This is a genomic window from Pseudomonas rhodesiae (genome assembly GCF_013285305.1).
GTDB lineage: Bacteria > Pseudomonadota > Gammaproteobacteria > Pseudomonadales > Pseudomonadaceae > Aquipseudomonas > Aquipseudomonas rhodesiae.
In genome coordinates, this window is the sequence record NZ_CP054205.1 from 1,463,662 (window position 1) to 1,479,366 (window position 15,705).

14 protein-coding genes are annotated in these 15,705 nt (G+C 61.4%); 6 read left to right on the forward strand and 8 right to left on the reverse strand.

Annotation, left to right across the window (positions count from 1 at the left end; translation table 11 throughout):
• Window positions 1-10 precede the first annotated feature (10 nt).
• Window positions 11-781, reverse strand: coding sequence for a MipA/OmpV family protein (locus tag HRH33_RS06480; RefSeq protein ID WP_167416388.1), 771 nt, complete (start codon window positions 779-781; stop codon window positions 11-13).
• A 229-nt stretch (window positions 782-1,010) separates the two neighbouring features.
• Here HRH33_RS06480 and HRH33_RS06485 point away from each other — a divergent pair, with 229 nt between their 5' ends.
• From HRH33_RS06485 to HRH33_RS06510, 6 genes are all read left to right on the forward strand, one after another.
• Window positions 1,011-1,709: an HAD-IB family phosphatase gene (locus HRH33_RS06485; RefSeq protein ID WP_034111949.1), complete on the forward strand. Its 699-nt coding sequence runs from the start codon at window positions 1,011-1,013 to the stop codon at window positions 1,707-1,709.
• Window positions 1,702-3,096 (forward strand): aspartate aminotransferase family protein, encoded by a 1,395-nt coding sequence (locus HRH33_RS06490; protein WP_034096112.1) that lies wholly within the window; start codon window positions 1,702-1,704, stop codon window positions 3,094-3,096. Before HRH33_RS06485 ends, HRH33_RS06490 begins: the two co-directional genes overlap by 8 nt.
• Window positions 3,093-3,947 (forward strand): alpha/beta hydrolase, encoded by an 855-nt coding sequence (locus HRH33_RS06495; RefSeq protein WP_034111951.1) that lies wholly within the window; start codon window positions 3,093-3,095, stop codon window positions 3,945-3,947. The genes HRH33_RS06490 and HRH33_RS06495 overlap by 4 nt, the downstream gene beginning before the upstream one ends.
• Before the next feature lie 116 nt (window positions 3,948-4,063).
• A complete protein-coding gene (locus tag HRH33_RS06500; protein ID WP_167416389.1) occupies window positions 4,064-5,191 on the forward strand; it encodes a GNAT family N-acetyltransferase in 1,128 nt (375 codons plus the stop codon).
• Window positions 5,188-6,957, forward strand: coding sequence for a sensor histidine kinase (locus HRH33_RS06505; protein ID WP_167416390.1), 1,770 nt, complete (start codon window positions 5,188-5,190; stop codon window positions 6,955-6,957). The genes HRH33_RS06500 and HRH33_RS06505 overlap by 4 nt, the downstream gene beginning before the upstream one ends.
• Window positions 6,947-8,344 carry a sigma-54-dependent transcriptional regulator gene (locus tag HRH33_RS06510; RefSeq protein ID WP_034096116.1) on the forward strand — a complete coding sequence of 466 codons (1,398 nt, stop codon included), beginning with the start codon at window positions 6,947-6,949 and terminating at the stop codon, window positions 8,342-8,344. Before HRH33_RS06505 ends, HRH33_RS06510 begins: the two co-directional genes overlap by 11 nt.
• Before the next feature lie 197 nt (window positions 8,345-8,541).
• On the opposite strand, the gene HRH33_RS06515 is transcribed toward HRH33_RS06510, so the two are convergent.
• The 7 genes from HRH33_RS06515 to HRH33_RS06545 all read right to left on the reverse strand — a co-directional run bounded on the left by HRH33_RS06515 (window position 8,542) and on the right by HRH33_RS06545 (window position 15,524).
• Window positions 8,542-8,880, reverse strand: a complete 339-nt coding sequence (locus tag HRH33_RS06515; RefSeq protein ID WP_034137165.1) for a GlpM family protein — start codon at window positions 8,878-8,880, stop codon at window positions 8,542-8,544.
• Window positions 8,880-10,217, reverse strand: coding sequence for a two-component response regulator AauR (aauR, locus tag HRH33_RS06520; protein ID WP_034096118.1), 1,338 nt, complete (start codon window positions 10,215-10,217; stop codon window positions 8,880-8,882). The genes HRH33_RS06515 and aauR overlap by 1 nt, the downstream gene beginning before the upstream one ends.
• A complete protein-coding gene (gene aauS / locus HRH33_RS06525) occupies window positions 10,214-12,115 on the reverse strand; it encodes a two-component sensor histidine kinase AauS (protein ID WP_034137167.1) in 1,902 nt (633 codons plus the stop codon). Before aauS ends, aauR begins: the two co-directional genes overlap by 4 nt.
• 140 nt (window positions 12,116-12,255) lie before the next feature.
• On the reverse strand, window positions 12,256-12,990 hold the full coding sequence (locus tag HRH33_RS06530; protein ID WP_034096120.1) for an amino acid ABC transporter ATP-binding protein: 735 nt from the start codon (window positions 12,988-12,990) through the stop codon (window positions 12,256-12,258).
• Window positions 12,987-13,658, reverse strand: coding sequence for an ABC transporter permease subunit (locus HRH33_RS06535; RefSeq protein ID WP_034096121.1), 672 nt, complete (start codon window positions 13,656-13,658; stop codon window positions 12,987-12,989). Before HRH33_RS06535 ends, HRH33_RS06530 begins: the two co-directional genes overlap by 4 nt.
• Entirely contained in the window at window positions 13,658-14,404 is a 747-nt protein-coding gene (locus HRH33_RS06540; RefSeq protein WP_034096122.1) for an amino acid ABC transporter permease, read from the reverse strand. The genes HRH33_RS06535 and HRH33_RS06540 overlap by 1 nt, the downstream gene beginning before the upstream one ends.
• 193 nt (window positions 14,405-14,597) lie before the next feature.
• Complete coding sequence (locus tag HRH33_RS06545; RefSeq protein ID WP_167416391.1) at window positions 14,598-15,524, reverse strand: glutamate/aspartate ABC transporter substrate-binding protein; 927 nt, start codon at window positions 15,522-15,524, stop codon at window positions 14,598-14,600.
• Between the last annotated feature and the right edge of the window lie 181 nt (window positions 15,525-15,705).

The window sequence follows — 15,705 nt, forward strand, 5'->3', positions numbered from 1 at the left end:
CCACAGTGGATCAATCGAACTTGTAGCTAATCGCCGTTTGCACCTGGCCCTGGTTCACATCGCCAGTCTGCTTGACGATGCTGCTGTTCGCCGCCGAACCCACCAAGTGCACCCAGCTGGCGCTGGTCAACAGGGACCAGTGGGGCGTCAGGGGGAATTCGAAACTCTGGGTCAGCGTCACATTCTGGAAGCCGCCGCTGGCGCTGTACGGGCGATACCCGGTGGCGGCGGCCTCGTGGTCGTCCACGCCGAAAAACGTGTTGGTCTGCCGTGCGTCGGCGAAATGCGCCACCAGGCCGCTGCTGCCGATGATTCCGCCGCCCAGCGGGTAGCCCAGTTCGCCACCCAGTTTGCCCAACGTGCCGCTCTGGGCGTGGCCGCCGCCGACGGCCTGGCCCAGCTGGGCGTAGACCCGCCAGAAATCAGCCGGTGCGTACTGCACGAAGCCACCAATCTCAGCCATGTCCGACACATTGCGCAGGCCCTGTAGCGAGCCGTTGGAAGTACGTCCCTGCAGGTAATTGATATACGGCCCAGCGCTGAAACCGTGGGTGTTCAACGCGCTCCAGGTCAGGCCGTCGTCGGTGCTCAGGCTGACATTGCCCCAGTCCAGGTCCACATAGGGCACGGGCCGGGTTTCGTAGCGGCTGCCGGTCGGGTCGTGGGGCTGGTAGCTCAGGCCGGCGCCGACTTCACCGCTGATGCCGTCGGCCAACGCGGCATTGGAGACACTCCACAGGCCAAGTAAACCGGCGAATGCCGCGCGGGTGATCCTCAACATGGTCACTGTTCCTTGATTGAATACCCGCGCATGAACGCGCAAAGCATGGCGGCCGTGCAAGCACTCATCTTGTTTGTAGCAAGCTACAAAAATTGTAGCTTCCACGACACTTATCACCTGCGTACCCCGAGCAAAGCCCCGGCCCCACGGGGTGATGGCCAGTTGGCACAGTCTCTGCTCTACCCCTGGTGCAAGCGCATGCAGCGCGCCCTCTTCAAGGTAAACGCAGATGATTGACTGGCATATCGTGTGTGACTTCGACGGGACCATCACGCCCACCGATGTCATCGACAACGTCCTCCAACGCTTCGCCGGCCCCGAGTGGGAAACCATCGAGCAGCAATGGCTGGACGGGCATATCGGTTCACGCGAATGCCTGAGCCGCCAACTGGCGCTGATCAAAGCCACGCCCAGCGAGCTGCTGGCGTACTTCGACAGCGTCGAGATCGACCCGGACTTTCCGGACTTCGTCGATCACGTCCTCGGCCTGGGGGCGAGCCTGGAAGTGGTCAGCGACGGCATTGAGCAAGGCATCGCGCGGATTTTGTCGCGCAACTACGTGACCTTGCTGCCGATCCTCGCCAACCGCCTGCGCCAGGTCGACCAGAACAGCTGGCGCATCGACTTTCCGTATTCCAGCGATGCCTGCCGCGCTGCATCCGGCAACTGCAAGTGCAAATCCACGCCAGGCAACAAGCGGGTGCTGGTGATCGGCGACGGCAAGTCCGACATGTGCGTGGCGTCCACCGCCGACTTCGTGTTCGCCAAGGGCAGCCTCGCTGAGTACTGCACCGCCAACGCCATCCCCCACGCGCGCTTCGACACCTTCGCCGAAGTGACCGCACTGCTGGCGCGGCTCCCGCAGAGCCTTGCCGCCAACGCCACCTCCTTTGCTACCGACTCTCAGGAACTCTTCCATCATGTCTGATATCCGCATCGCTACCGCCGAAGACCAGGTGCTTCTGGATAAAGAAGCCAAGTACTGCTCCTACGGGGACACCGTCCACTACATCGAGCCGCCGCGCATTTTCAGCCGCTGCGAAGGCTCCTACGTGTGGGACACCGAAGACCAGGCCTACCTCGACCTGCAAATGTGGTACTCGGCGGTCAACTTCGGCTACGCCAACCCGCGCCTGAACAACGCGCTGAAACAGCAGATCGATACCCTGCCGCAGATCGCCAGCCAGTACCTGCACAAGGGCAAGATCGAGCTGTCGGAAATGATCGCGGTGGACGCCAAGAACAAGTTCGGTCGCGACGGTCGCGTGCACTTCAACGTCGGCGGTTCGCAATCGATTGAAGACTCCCTGAAGGTGGTGCGTAACGCTACCAACGGCAAGAGTTTGATGTTCGCCTTCGAAGGCGGTTACCACGGGCGCACCCTCGGTGCTTCGTCGATCACTTCCAGCTACCGCTACCGTCGCCGCTACGGCCACTTTGGCGAGCGCGCGCAGTTCATCCCGTTTCCGTACCACTTCCGTGGGCCCAAGGGCATGACCAAGGAAGAATATGGCAGCCACTGCGTGCAGCAATTCGCGCGGCTGTTCGAGACCGAATACAACGGCGTGTGGGACCCGAAAGTCGGCCAGAGCGAATACGCTGCGTTCTACGTCGAGCCGATCCAGGGCACCGGCGGTTACGTGATCCCGCCGATGAACTTCTATCGCGAACTCAAGCAGGTGCTGGATCAGCACGGCATTTTGCTGGTTTCCGATGAAATCCAGATGGGCTTCTACCGCACCGGCAAGCTGTGGTCGATCGAGCACTTCGACGTGCAGCCCGATGTGATCGTGTTCGGCAAGGCGCTGACCAACGGCCTCAACCCCCTGGGTGGTATCTGGGCTCGCGAAGAGTTGATCAACCCGAAGATCTTCCCGCCAGGCTCGACCCACTCCACCTTCGCCTCCAACCCGCTGGGCACGGCGGTGGGCCTGGAAATGTTCAAGATGACCAACGAAGTCGACTACGGCGCGATGGTGATGGCCAAGGGCAAGTTCTTCCTTGAAGGTTTGCAGGATTTGCAGAAGCGTTTCCCGATCATCGGTGACGTGGACGGCCTGGGCCTGGCCCTGCGCTGCGAAATCTGCGGCCCGGACGGTTTCACCCCGGACAAGGCAACCCTGGACTACATGGTCGAGGAAGGCATGAAGGGCGATATGGTGGTCGACGGGCAGAAACTCGGCCTGATCCTCGACGTGGGCGGTTACTACAAAAACGTGATCACCCTGGCGCCGTCCCTGGAGATCAGCTACCCGGAAATCGAACTGGGCCTCAAGCTGCTGGAACAACTGCTGGTACGGGCGACCAACCGGTGAACAGTCACGGGTTCGACCTCGGTGAAGGTGATGCCGGTTTCGTGCTCGGCAACGGTCCGGTCGGGGTCCTGTTGATCCACGGCCTGACCGGCACCCCGAACGAATTGCGCCAGGTCGCCAAGGGCCTGGCCAAGGACGGTACGTGCACGGTGTACGTGCCGACCCTGGCCGGGCACTGCGGCGGCAACAGCGACTTACAGGCCACCGGCTGGCGCGACTGGTACGAAGGCGTGCGCAAGACCTTCGTGCAGGTGCGCCAGCGGCATGGGCAAGTGTTCGTCGGTGGCTTGTCCATGGGCGCGGTGATGTCGATGTACCTGGCTTCGGAGCATCCGGGCCAGGTCGCCGGGCTGCTGATGTATTCCACCACCCTTAAGTACGACGGCTGGAGCATCAGCAAAATGGCGTTCATCACGCCGTTGCTGATCCGCATCCCGTTCGGCGTGCGCCTGTTCCGTTTTACTGAAAAGCCGCCCTACGGCATCAAGAACCAACGGTTGCGGGCAATCGTCGAGCGGCAGATGAAGGAGGGTGAAAGCAGCGAGGCGGGGTTATTGACCATGGAAGGGGTGACGGTGCGCGAGTTGCACTGGATGAACGCCGTGGTGAAAAAACGCATGCCGTCGATCAACGTCCCGGCGCTGGTGCTGCATTCGATCGAAGACGATATCACCAGCCGCTGGAACGCCGACTACGTCGAACGCCACCTCGGCGGGCCGGTGACCAAGATCCTGCTGGACGACTGCTACCACATGATCACCGTCGACCTGCAATACCGGCGGGTGATCGAACTGAGCGCCGCTTTCATCCGCGAACGGGCGAACGATGATGTGTTGGCGTGTTGTGGTTAATGGGACTGTTGTGCTGAGCGGGCTGTGCGCCAAGCAAGCTCTTGTTGGTGAGCAGGTCAAGCCTGCTCACCAAGCGACCTGACCCAACTAGATCCTCAGCCAAAAAAGGGGAACACGTGATCACCACCCAAGCCTTTGCAACCATCCGGGCGCTCCAGCGCAGTGCCTGGAACGATTGTTTTCCCGGTGCGCTGGAGGACTGGGATTATTACGTCGCCGTGGAAAACGCCGCCATCGAGGATTTTCAATGGCGCTATCTGGCCGTGTACGACAATGGAACGCTGGTGGCCGTGGCGCCGGCCTTTATCACCCATTACCGCCTCGACACCACTGTGTCCGGTGTCGGCAAGCGCTTGACCACGCGCTTGCAACGCGTGTGGCCCGGGGCTTTGCAGTTGGGGTTGTATGCGGTGGGCTCGCCGGTGGCCGAGCGCTGCGACGTCGGGTTTGCCAGTGACGTGCCGGCCGCGCGCCGACCGCTGTTGCTCAAGCACCTGTTGCACGCCGCGCGACAGGACGCCGATGAACTCGGCATCGGCCTGCTGGCGGTCAAGGATGCCCCCAGCCATGACCCGCACTGGCGCGAAAGTTGCCGCGCCGCCGGTTTCCAGAGCATGCCGAGCCTGCCCACCGGCGTGCTGCCGCTGCCCTATGGCTCGGTGGACGCCTACCTCGGCTCGCTGGGCAAATCCACGCGCAAGGACCTGCGCCGCAAGCTGCGCGCGCCGGGGCCGCGGGTCGAGTGGCGGGACAATATCGATGATGTGCTGCCCGAGGTCATGAGGCTGTACGAAGCCACGCTTACCCGCGCCGAATTGCAGTTCGAACGCTTGCCCGCCGACTACTTCACCGGCGTGCTCGAACGCCTCGAAGGGCGCGCGGTGTGTGTGCTGTACTGGGTGGACGAGCAACTGGTGGCGTTCAACCTCATGCTCAGGGACGAACATCGGCTGGTGGACAAGTTCTTCGGGCATGACGTCGCCTTCACCCGCGACCACAACCTGTACTTTCGCAGTTGGCTGACCAATGTCGACTACTGTATTCAACACAAAATTGCAGCGTACGAGTGCGGGCAGGCCGGGTATGCCAGTAAGCTGCGCTTGGGCTGCGAGTTCCAGGGCAACCAGGTGTTCTTCCGACACCGCAACCGCCTGGTCAACGGCCTGCTCGCGCTGGTAAAACTGTTTATTCGACCGGATCGTTCCGACCCTGCCATGGCTGCCGCAATAAGCGAAACCCGATGATCACCAAGACCCGCCAGAAAGCCCGCCCGTTTGCCATTTCGCGCTGGAGTGTCCAGCGCAAGCTGGTGCTGGCGTTCTGGTTGGTCAGCGTGATCCCCACCATGATTGCGGCGGAATTGGCCGCCACCACGCTGTCGGAAATTTTCGACAGCAACGTGCGCATCTGGCTGCAGGAGTCGACCAAGATCGTCAAGGACGAGATCGGCGATATCCTTCACGACAACGCGCGCATGGCCAAACTGTTCTTGCGCTACACCAGTGCGCCAGAGAGCAGGCAAGCCGCCAAGCATGATCGTCTGACCGCGGACATAGCCGATGCCACCGACATCGATGTGGTCGCGCTGATCCGCGTGAGTGACAACAAACCGGTGTTCAGCACCGCCGCCGACGACATCGTCAAACAGATCAGCCTGGCCCGGAACACCGTATTGCAGACCGTGCAGGTGGGCGGTGTGTCCACCGGCATCGTGGTCTCCACCTTCGAGACCACCCAGGAGGGCGTCGACTATGTGCTGTTGGTCGGCACCTACCTGGACAGCAGCTTCCTCACCAGCGTGGCCGATGTGCATTCCCTCGATCTGCGCCTGTACCTGGCCAACCCGGACGGCTTCTCGGAAATTTTTTCGACCCAACGCTTCGAGGATCACCCCTCGCGCATCCCCAAGGACGTCGAAACCGCGATGCGCAGCACGCGCCAACCCAGCGAGCAGTTCACCCACAACTACAGCGGCCTGTACTGGCCAATCTTCAACGACGCCGGCGAGTTGCAAGGCGTGATTTTCAGCGGGTTGCTGCGCCACACCAGCCTGGTGGGGCTGGTCAACCAGAGCAACTTGTTCGTGCTGATCTTTGTGCTCAGCTCGGCATTGTCCCTGGCGGCCGGGGTGCTGGTGTCGCGACGCCTGACCAAGCCGCTGCGGGATCTGTCCCAGGGCGTCAGCGCGGTGATCTCAGGCGATTATGCGCACCGCGTCGAGGTCAGCGGCGGCGACGAATTGGCCCAGTTGAGCAGCACCTTCAACCACATGACCGAGCGCTTGGGCGAATTGCACCAGCTCGAAGCCCAATTGCGGCGCCGCGACCGCCTGCATGCCCTGGGCGAAGTCGCCATGGGCCTGGCCCACGAGATCCGCAACCCGTTGGGCATCATCAAGACCGCCACCCAGTTGCTGCACCGCCGCGCCGACCTGCCGGACGCCGACAAGCGCCACCTCGAATACGTGATCAGTGAAGTCAGCCGCATCAATGACCTGATCACCGAGTTCCTCGACTTTGCCAAGCCCAACCCGCCACTGCGCGTGGTGCAACCGGCGCGTGCACTGGTGGAAGAAATCCTCGGCTTCTGCGCGCCGGAACTGGCCACCCATAACATCGATGCGCAGATCGACGACCAGGCCCCGGGGGCGACGCTGTATGCCGATGCCCGCCAACTCAAACAGGCGTGCCTCAACCTGATCATCAACGCTATCGACGCCATGCCCGACGGCGGGCGTTTGACCCTGGGCATCCGCAGCGTGGGCGACAACACCGTCATCAGCATTGCCGACAGCGGCCAAGGTATTCCCGCCGAGATGATCGAGCGTATCTTCACGCCGTTTGTCACCACCAAGGCTTCGGGCACGGGGCTGGGGCTGGCCAAGGTCTATTCGATCATGGAAAGTCACGACGGCAGCATCGAATGCGCCAGTGAGAAAGAGGCCGGCGCCACCTTCAGCCTGTACATTCCGGCGCGGGGCGAAGACGACGAGGACAGTCATGACGCATAACGTATTAGTAGTCGACGATGAGCCCAAGCTGTGTGATTTGCTCGCCTCGGCCCTGGGCCAGAACGGCATTCAGGTGTTCACCGCCGGCAACGGCCTGCACGCGCTCAAGGTGTTGGAGCAGGAAGACATCGACCTGGTGATCAGTGACTGGCGCATGCCGGGCATGGACGGTGCGGCGCTGCTGGCGGAAATCAAAACGCGCTACCCCCAGGTGCCGGTGATCGTGATGACTGCCTACAGCACAGTGAAAAACGCTGTGCAGTCGATGCGTAACGGCGCCTATGACTACATCGCCAAGCCGTTCGATATCGACGAACTCGATATCACCGTGGCCAAAGCCCTGCAGTTTCGCGACATCCTGCGCGACAACGCACGCCTGCGCGCCGAGTTGGATGAGCACGCGCAGTTCGACAGCCTGGTGGGCGACAGCCCGGCGTTTCGCAAGGTGCTCCAGGCGGTAGATTCGGTGCGCGACAGCAGCGCCACCATCCTGCTGACTGGCGAGAGTGGTACCGGCAAGGAAATGGTCGCGCGCGCCATCCACAAGCACGGCAGCCGCGCCGACAAACCCTTCGTGGCGGTCAACTGCGCGGCGATTCCCGAAGGCTTGTTGGAAAGCGAGATGTTTGGCCATCGCAAGGGCGCGTTCACCGGCGCGGTGTCGGACCGGGTCGGGCGTTTCCAACAGGCCGACAAGGGCACGTTGTTTCTCGATGAAGTAGGCGATATGCCCCTGGCCTTGCAGGCCAAGATCCTGCGCGCCTTGCAGGAGCGGGTGATCGAGCCGGTGGGCGACCCGCGCGAGCGCAAGGTGGACGTGCGAGTGATCGCCGCCACCAATAAAAACCTGCTGGACGCAGTGGCCAATAAAGAGTTTCGCGAAGACCTGTATTACCGTCTCAATGTGTTCCCGATCCCGCTGCCGGCCCTGCGCGAGCGGGTGGAAGACATCGCGCCCCTGGCCCGGCATTTCGCCCAGACCCTGAGCGCCACCGCCGGCAAACGCATCACCGGTTTCAGCCCAGAGGCCTTGCAGGCCATGGCGGCCTATCACTGGCCGGGCAATATCCGCGAACTGCAAAACTGCGTGGAGCGCGCGACCATCGTGGCAGCCACGCCTGTGATCGAAGACATCGATTTGCCAGGCTATCTGTTTGCTTCCAAGCCCAGCGAGGGCGGCGTGGCGACGATTCTCAGCGACGGCCCCGGCATTCCCCAGGACCTGGATGCGGCGCTGGCCGAGGTCGAGAAAGCCTACATCCTGGCGGCGTTACAGGAGAGCAATGGCGTACAGGCCGCGGCGGCGGCGAAGATCGGGATTTCCGAGCGCAGCTTCTGGTATCGCCTGAAGAAACTGGGCATCCAGGTCGACAAAATAGTCCGCTGACTCAACCGGGATAAAACTGTGGGAGGGGGCTTGCCCTAATGCCAGTCAGTTAGGGATTCAGTTGATCCAGCCCAGGCAATAACTTTCAAAGGTGGGAGGGGGCTTGCCCCCGATTGCAGTGGCCCAGTTACAGATGAGCTGACTGTCACACAGCTATCGGGGGCAAGCCCCCTCCTACAGTTTTTGACCGGGTCCGGTCAGGTATGGATGCGTACCCAGATACTCACCAGGATTGTGGCGGCCATCAGCCAAGCCAGCGCCGCCACGGCTAAAGAGGCCTCCAGGCGCATTCGGTCCACCATCACATACAACGCAGCCAGGTACACGAAGTACGGAATGATTGACCACATGCCGAACAGGATGGTGGTCTTCAAGTCTTCCACCGAGCGGCCTTTGCCGACGATGTAGTGGGCGATCAGCGCAAAGGTCGGGAACAGCGGCACCAGCCCGGCGATGTAGTAGTTCTTGGTCTTGGCCAGCGCGGCGAGTATCAGCACCACCGCCGCGCCTAGGGCGGCCTTCAGAAACAGATCCATCAGTGACTCAACCCATATTTTTTGACTTTGTCGAACAGCGTGGTCTTGGCCATTCCCAGCTCCTGGCTGGCTTGGGTCAGGTTGCCGCCGCTGCGTTGCAGGGCGTCCATCAGCAAATTGCGCTCAAAGGCTTCCACCGCCTCGGTAAAGGCCAACCCCTGGCCGCCGCTGCTGGCGCCGCTTTTCTTGAATGCGGGCAGGCCGAGTGCGAAGCGTTCGGCGACGTTGCGCAGTTCGCGGACGTTGCCGGGCCAGTCGTGGCTCATCAGGCTGGATAGGGTCTGGTTGTCCAGCTCCGGCGCGGTGCGGTCGAAGCGCAGCGACGACTGCTGCAGGAAATGTTCGAACAATTGCAGGATGTCTTCGCGGCGCTCGCGCAGTGGCGGCAACTCCAGGGTGACCACGTTGAGGCGGTAATACAGGTCGCTGCGGAACTGACTGGCGCGGCTCAGCTCGTCCAGGTCGGACTTGGTCGCGGCAATCACTCGGCAATCCACCGCCACGCTCTGGTTGGAGCCGAGGCGTTCCAGGGTGCGTTCCTGCAACACCCGCAGCAGTTTGATCTGCAGGTTGATGGGCATGCTTTCCACTTCGTCGAGGAACAGCGTGCCTTCATGGGCGTGTTCGATCTTGCCGATACGCCGCTTGCCGGCGCCAGTGAAGGCGTTGGCTTCGTGGCCGAAAATCTCGCTTTCAAACAGGTTTTCCGGCAAGCCGCCGCAGTTCAGGGCGACGAACTGGTGGGCATGGCGCCGGCTGAAATCATGCAGGCAGCGGGCGACCAGTTCCTTGCCGGTGCCGGTTTCACCTTCGATCAACACATTGGCTGAGGTGTCGGCGACATTGGCGATCAATTCGCGCAGGTTCTGCATGGCCGGCGAACGCCCGATGATGCGGCCTTCCAGGGAGTCGCGTTCGGCCAGTTGACGGCGCAGCGCCCAGACTTCCCGCGCCAGCCCGCGCTGCTCCAGGGCGCGCCGGGCGACGTCCACCAGGCGTTCGGGGGAGAAGGGTTTTTCCATGAAGTCATAGGCGCCGTTGCGCATCGCCCCGACGGCCATGGAAATATCGCCGTGCCCGGTGATCAGCACCACTGGCAGGCTTTTATCCAGGGCTTTGAGGCGGGTGAGCAGCTCCAGGCCGTCGATGCCCGGTAGGCGGATATCGCTGATGACAATGCCGGCGAAGTTCTCGCCGACGCGCTTCAAGGCTTCCTCGGCGCTGGCCACTCCCACGCTGGTGATGTCTTCCAGCGCCAGGGCCTGCTGGCAACCGAGCAGCACATGGGGGTCGTCTTCGACGATCAGGACGGTGAGGTCGTTGGGGTCTGTATTCATGTCGACTCAGTGGGGTGAGCGCCCGCCAATGGCAGGCTCAGGACAAAGGCCGTACCACCGCTGGGCGGGTGTTCCACGGCGAGATTGCCGCCGGTGGCCGCCGCCAGGCTGGCCGACAGGGTCAGGCCCAGGCCCAGGCCTTGTTCGCCGGGTTTGGTGGTAAAGAACGGTTCGAACAAATGTTTGCGCGCCTCGGGGTCGATGCCGTGGCCGTTGTCGCGCACCTGCAGGCGGTATTTGCCCTCGGCGCTGCTGCCCTCCAGCCACAGTTCGGGCGCCGGTTGGGCCTGCATGGCATCCAGGGCGTTGCCGATCAGGTTGACCAGGATCTGCTCCAGGCGCGTCTGATCGATCTGCAATTGGGTGTCGGTAAAGTCACGGTGCAAGGTCAGTGGCAGGTTGTCCAGACGCGCGCTCAGCACCTGGAGCGCGGCGTCCACAGCCTTGACCAGGCTGGCCTGGCCCTGGTCGTCGCCACGCCGGGCGAACGAGCGCAGGCTGGCGGTGATGCGCCCCATGCGGTCGATCAGTTCGTTGATGGTCTTGAGGTTGGTGCTGGCGGTGTCCAGCGCGCCGCGTTCGAGGAAGCGCACGGTATTGCCGGACAAGGTGCGCAGCGCCGCCAACGGCTGGTTCAATTCATGGGCGATGCTGGTGGACATCTGGCCGATGGCCGCCAGTTTGCCGGCCTGCACCAGTTCATCCTGGGCGCGGCGCAGGGTTTCTTCGGCCTGGCGCCGTTCGCGGATCTGGCCCTTGAGCCGTTCGTTGCTGGCGCGCAGGTCGGCGGTGCGTTCGGCGATCCGCCGCTCCAGTTGGCTGTTGGCTTCCTGCAAGGCTTCCCGCGCGGCGAGGCGGGTGGCGATGACCTTGCGTCGCTCGTTCCAGGCAATCAGCAGGAATGCCACCAGGCCGAAGGCGACCGCCACCAGGATGCCCTGATTGATCGCTGCGCGACGCAGGTCGTTGAGTGGGGTGAGGAGGGTGAAGCTCCAGGGTGTGTCATTGAGCGGGCGCGATTGCGCCAGGTAGCTGACCTCGTGCTCGTCGTTGACCACTTCACTGTTGGCCGGGAAGGTCAGTTTTTCCGTGCCTTCCTTCAAACGCTCGCGTGCCAGGGGCTCCAGCTCGTTCAAGGTGGCCCAGTAGTATTGCAGGCTGTGGGCGAGGCGTTCTTTGACCTCGTCGCTCAGTGGACGCACGGCCTTGAGGCGGCGGGCCGGGTCGCTGGAGAGAATGATGATGCCGTTCTCGTCGCTCACGAACGCTTCGAGGCGCGCACGCTGCCAGCGCTCTTCCAGGGCTTCGAGGCGCACTTTGACCACGGCGACGCCGATGATTTTGCCGTGCTCCTCCAGGCCATGGGCCAGGTAGTAGCCAGGCTCGCCGTTGGTGCTGCCGATGCCGTAGAAACGGCCGGGCTGGCCGCGCACGGCGTTCTGGAAATATGCGCGGAAGGACAGGTCTTCCCCCTGGTAACTGTCGGCATCGCGCCAGTTACTGGTGGCGAGTACGCGGCCAGTGGTGTCCATCACGTAGATGGCTCGGCTGCGGCTGCGTCGGTTCAGGCCTTCGAGGTAATCGTTGACGGCTTTGCGGGTTTCTTGATTCGGGTCGGCCAGCAACGTGGAGACGCTGGTTTCCAGCTCCAGCAGGCTGGGCAGGTAGGTGTATTTGCTGATCTCGCTCTCGACGGTACGGGCATGCAGCTCCAACTGGCGTTCGCCGTTGTCGCTGAGGGTGCGGATGCCATAGTACTCACTGATCCAGAAACCGATGTAACCCAGGCCGATCATCAGGGCGATGATCAACGGCGGCAGGAACAACTGGCGAATCAGGCGAGGTTTCACGGCAAGTGATGGCGGTGCGGCGCGAAATTGGTTGGGGTCGCATTTCATCACAGATGCCTTGGGTCAACCAGAGCTTGCCATGTAGGAGGGAGGCTTGCCCCCGATGACGGTGGCTCAGTACAGATGTACCGACTGACACTCAGCTATCGGGGGCAAGCCCCCTCCCACACTGGCTCGGGTTTAATTGCTTAGTGCTGCAGGATTTTCTCGAGGAACTGCTGCGCGCGCTCGGAGCGGGCGCTGATGTCGCCGAAGAATTCTTCTTTCGGGCAGTCTTCGATGATCTTGCCGGCATCCATGAAGATCACGCGGTCGGCCACTTTACGGGCGAAGCCCATTTCGTGGGTCACGCACATCATGGTCATGCCTTCCTGAGCCAGTTGCACCATTACATCCAACACTTCGTTGACCATTTCCGGGTCCAGGGCCGAGGTCGGTTCGTCGAACAGCATGACGATCGGGTCCATGGCCAGGGCGCGGGCAATCGCCACACGTTGCTGCTGACCACCGGAGAGCTGGCCAGGATGCTTGTGGGCGTGTGCCGACAGGCCGACGCGCTCAAGCAATTGCAGGCCTTTCTTGGTGGCTTCTTCCTTACTGCGGCCGAGCACCTTGATCTGCGCGATGGTCAGGTTTTCGGTGATGGTCAGGTGCGGGAACAGCTCGAAGTGCTGGAACACCATGCCCACGCGCGAGCGCAGTTTCGGCAGGTTGGTCTTCGGGTCGGCGATGGAAGTGCCGTCGACCACGATGTCGCCTTTCTGGAACGGTTCCAGCGCGTTCACGCACTTGATCAGGGTGGATTTGCCCGAGCCGGAGGGCCCGCACACCACGATCACTTCGCCTTTTTTAACCTCGGTGCTGCAATCGGTCAGCACCTGGAAGTCGCCATACCACTTGTTGATGTTCTTGATAGAGATCATACGGCAAACCTTTTTTGCAGACGCTTGACCAGCAGCGAGGCGGAAAAGCTGATGATGAAGTAGACGACACCGGCGAAGATCAGGAACTCATTGGAGCGTCCGATGATATCGCCGTTGGAGCGGGCGGAGTTGAGGAAGTCCACCAGGCCCACGGTGTAGACCAGCGACGTATCCTGGAACAGGATGATCGACTGTTGCAGCAGCAACGGGGTCATCTTGCGGAACGCCTGGGGCAGGATGATCAGGCGCATGGTCTGGCCATAGGTCATGCCCATGGCCTGCGCTGCCGCCATCTGACCCTTGGGGATCGACTGCACGCCGGCCCGCACGATTTCACAGAAGTACGCGGCTTCGAACATCATGAAAGCCACGACGCAGGAAGTGAACGCACCGATCGGGGTGTCTTCGCCGGTGATCCAGCGCAGCACGAACGGCACCGCCAGGTAGAACCAGGTGATCACCAGCAGCAGGGGGATCGAGCGGAAGTAGTTCACATAGGCGCCAGCCAGACGCGACAGCAGTTTGCTGGACGACAGGCGCATCAGCGCGAGAATCGTGCCCAGGGCGATACCGCCGATCACGCCCATGACCATCAGCTTCAAGGTCATGATCATGCCGTTCCACAGCCCAGGCATGGCGGGGATGATACCGCTGAAATCGAGTTCCATTATTTACCCCCCACGGAGATCAGGCCGGGCACTGCGACTTTCTTCTCGACCAGGCGCATCAGCAGCATCAGGCTCATGTTCAGGGTGAAGTAGATCAGCGTGGCCAGGGTGAAGGCTTCGAACAGGTTGGCCGAGAACTCGGCGGTCTGTTTGGTTTGCGCCAGCAGTTCCATCAGGCCGATCAAGGACGCCACGGAGGAGTTCTTGAAGACGTTGAGGAATTCCGAGGTGAGTGGCGGAATGATGATGCGGTAGGCCTGGGGCAGCAGTACGTTCCAGTAGATCTGCGGCAGCTTGAAGCCCATGGCGCGGGCGGCAGCTTCCTGGCCGCGTGGCAGCGCCTGGATACCGGTACGCACTTGTTCGCAGACACGGGCCGCGGTGAACAGGCCCAGGCACACGACAACGCTCAGGTAGGCCGAGGTGGTCGGGTTCAAGTCCTGCTTGTACCAGTCCTGCAGGTTCTGCGGCAGCAGGTCGGGCACCAGGAAGTACCAGATAAACAGCTGCACCAGCAACGGCACGTTACGGAACAGCTCCACGTAACAGGTCGCAATGCCGGATACCAGCCGGTTCGGCACGGTGCGCATGACCCCCAGAATGGAGCCCAGCAGCAAGGCGATGATCCATGCCACGACGGCGATGGCGATGGTCCAGCCCAAGCCGGCGATGTACCAGTCGAGATAAGTCTCGCTGCCTACGCCGGTGGACTTGAAGAACACGCCCCAGTCCCAGTTGTAATTCATTAGGGTCTCCCCCGAAATCGATCGATGTACAAGCACCCGCTTGGGGAAAATCCATTCCCGCCTGACGTTGAACGCCAGGCACACGCGATCGGCTCGAAAACCGCCAGGTCGAGTGTTCCAAGTTAAAAACAGCAGGTAGTAACAGACGCCTGAGGGAGGGTTGGCTCCCTCAGGAGATAAGGTTAGTCAGCTTTTAGATCTTTACTTCCGGAGCCGGCTTATCGGTCGGGTTCTGGATCAGTTCCTTGACCTTGTCGCTCATCGGGAAGTTGAGGTTCAGGCCTTTAGGTGGAACCGGGCTTTCGAACCACTTGGTGTAGATCTTGTTGATCTCGCCGGACTTGTACAGACCGATGATGGCGTCATCCACGGCTTTTTTGAATGCTGGGTCGTCTTTGCGGACCATGCAGGCGTAGGCTTCGAAAGATTGCGGAGTACCGGTGATTACCCAGTCATCCGGCTTCTTGGCCTTGGCTTCTTCACCGGCCAGCAGGGCGTCGTCCATCATGAACGCTACGGCGCGGCCGCTTTCGAGCATCTGGAAGGATTCGCCGTGGTCTTTGGCGGAGATGATGTTCATGCCCATCTGCTTGTCGGCGTTCATCGACTTGATGATGCGCTCGGACGTGGTGCCGGCGGTGGTCACGACGTTCTTGCCTTTCAGGTCGGCGAAGTCGGCATAGCTTGGCTTGCCATCTTTGTCTTTCTTGACCAGCAGACGGGTGCCGATTTCGAAGATGTTGGTGGTGAAAGCGACTTGCTGGGCGCGTTCGGCGTTGTTGGTGGTGGAACCGCACTCGATGTCGACGGTGCCGTTCTGAACCAGCGGAATACGGGTCTGCGAGGTCACCAGGTTGTAACGGGTCTGCAGATCGGGCTTGTTCAGGTCTTTTTTCAGGGCTTCAACGATGGCCAGCTGAATGTCGTGGGAGTAGCCCACAGGTTTGCCCGAGCCATCCGCGATGTAGGAAAACGGAATGGAGCTGTCGCGGTGCCCGAGGGTGATGGTGCCGGAGTCGTTGATTTTCTTCAGTGTGCCGGTGAGTTCGGCGGCAAAGACTGGAGTGCTGATCAGAGCAGCAGCGATAGCTGCGCCCAAAATATGGGGAACGATGCGCATCAATACTTCCTCGACATTTGTTTTTTTTATGAAGCCGGCTAAACGGCTCTCTTGTACAGCGAATGTCCGTGACGGCTCCTGAGGCGTCTCGGCAATCGTCCAAGAGTGTAGAGCATGAGTCGTGCCAGGCTTGAAATAAAAGGTTAACTGTTTGATTTAAAAGGTTATTAAGTTTGTGTTA

Excerpts from the sequence above, each read along its gene's own strand:
- HRH33_RS06480 (WP_167416388.1), bottom strand. The coding sequence starts at position 781 with ATGTTGAGGATCACCCGCGCGGCATTCGCCGGTTTACTTGGCCTGTGG.
- HRH33_RS06485 (WP_034111949.1), top strand. The coding sequence starts at position 1,011 with ATGATTGACTGGCATATCGTGTGTGACTTCGACGGGACCATCACGCCC.
- HRH33_RS06490 (WP_034096112.1), top strand. The coding sequence starts at position 1,702 with ATGTCTGATATCCGCATCGCTACCGCCGAAGACCAGGTGCTTCTGGAT.
- HRH33_RS06505 (WP_167416390.1), top strand. The coding sequence starts at position 5,188 with ATGATCACCAAGACCCGCCAGAAAGCCCGCCCGTTTGCCATTTCGCGC.
- HRH33_RS06510 (WP_034096116.1), top strand. The coding sequence starts at position 6,947 with ATGACGCATAACGTATTAGTAGTCGACGATGAGCCCAAGCTGTGTGAT.
- HRH33_RS06515 (WP_034137165.1), bottom strand. The coding sequence starts at position 8,880 with ATGGATCTGTTTCTGAAGGCCGCCCTAGGCGCGGCGGTGGTGCTGATA.
- aauR (WP_034096118.1), bottom strand. The coding sequence starts at position 10,217 with ATGAATACAGACCCCAACGACCTCACCGTCCTGATCGTCGAAGACGAC.
- aauS (WP_034137167.1), bottom strand. The coding sequence starts at position 12,115 with ATGAAATGCGACCCCAACCAATTTCGCGCCGCACCGCCATCACTTGCC.
- HRH33_RS06530 (WP_034096120.1), bottom strand. The coding sequence starts at position 12,990 with ATGATCTCTATCAAGAACATCAACAAGTGGTATGGCGACTTCCAGGTG.
- HRH33_RS06535 (WP_034096121.1), bottom strand. The coding sequence starts at position 13,658 with ATGGAACTCGATTTCAGCGGTATCATCCCCGCCATGCCTGGGCTGTGG.
- HRH33_RS06540 (WP_034096122.1), bottom strand. The coding sequence starts at position 14,404 with ATGAATTACAACTGGGACTGGGGCGTGTTCTTCAAGTCCACCGGCGTA.
- HRH33_RS06545 (WP_167416391.1), bottom strand. The coding sequence starts at position 15,524 with ATGCGCATCGTTCCCCATATTTTGGGCGCAGCTATCGCTGCTGCTCTG.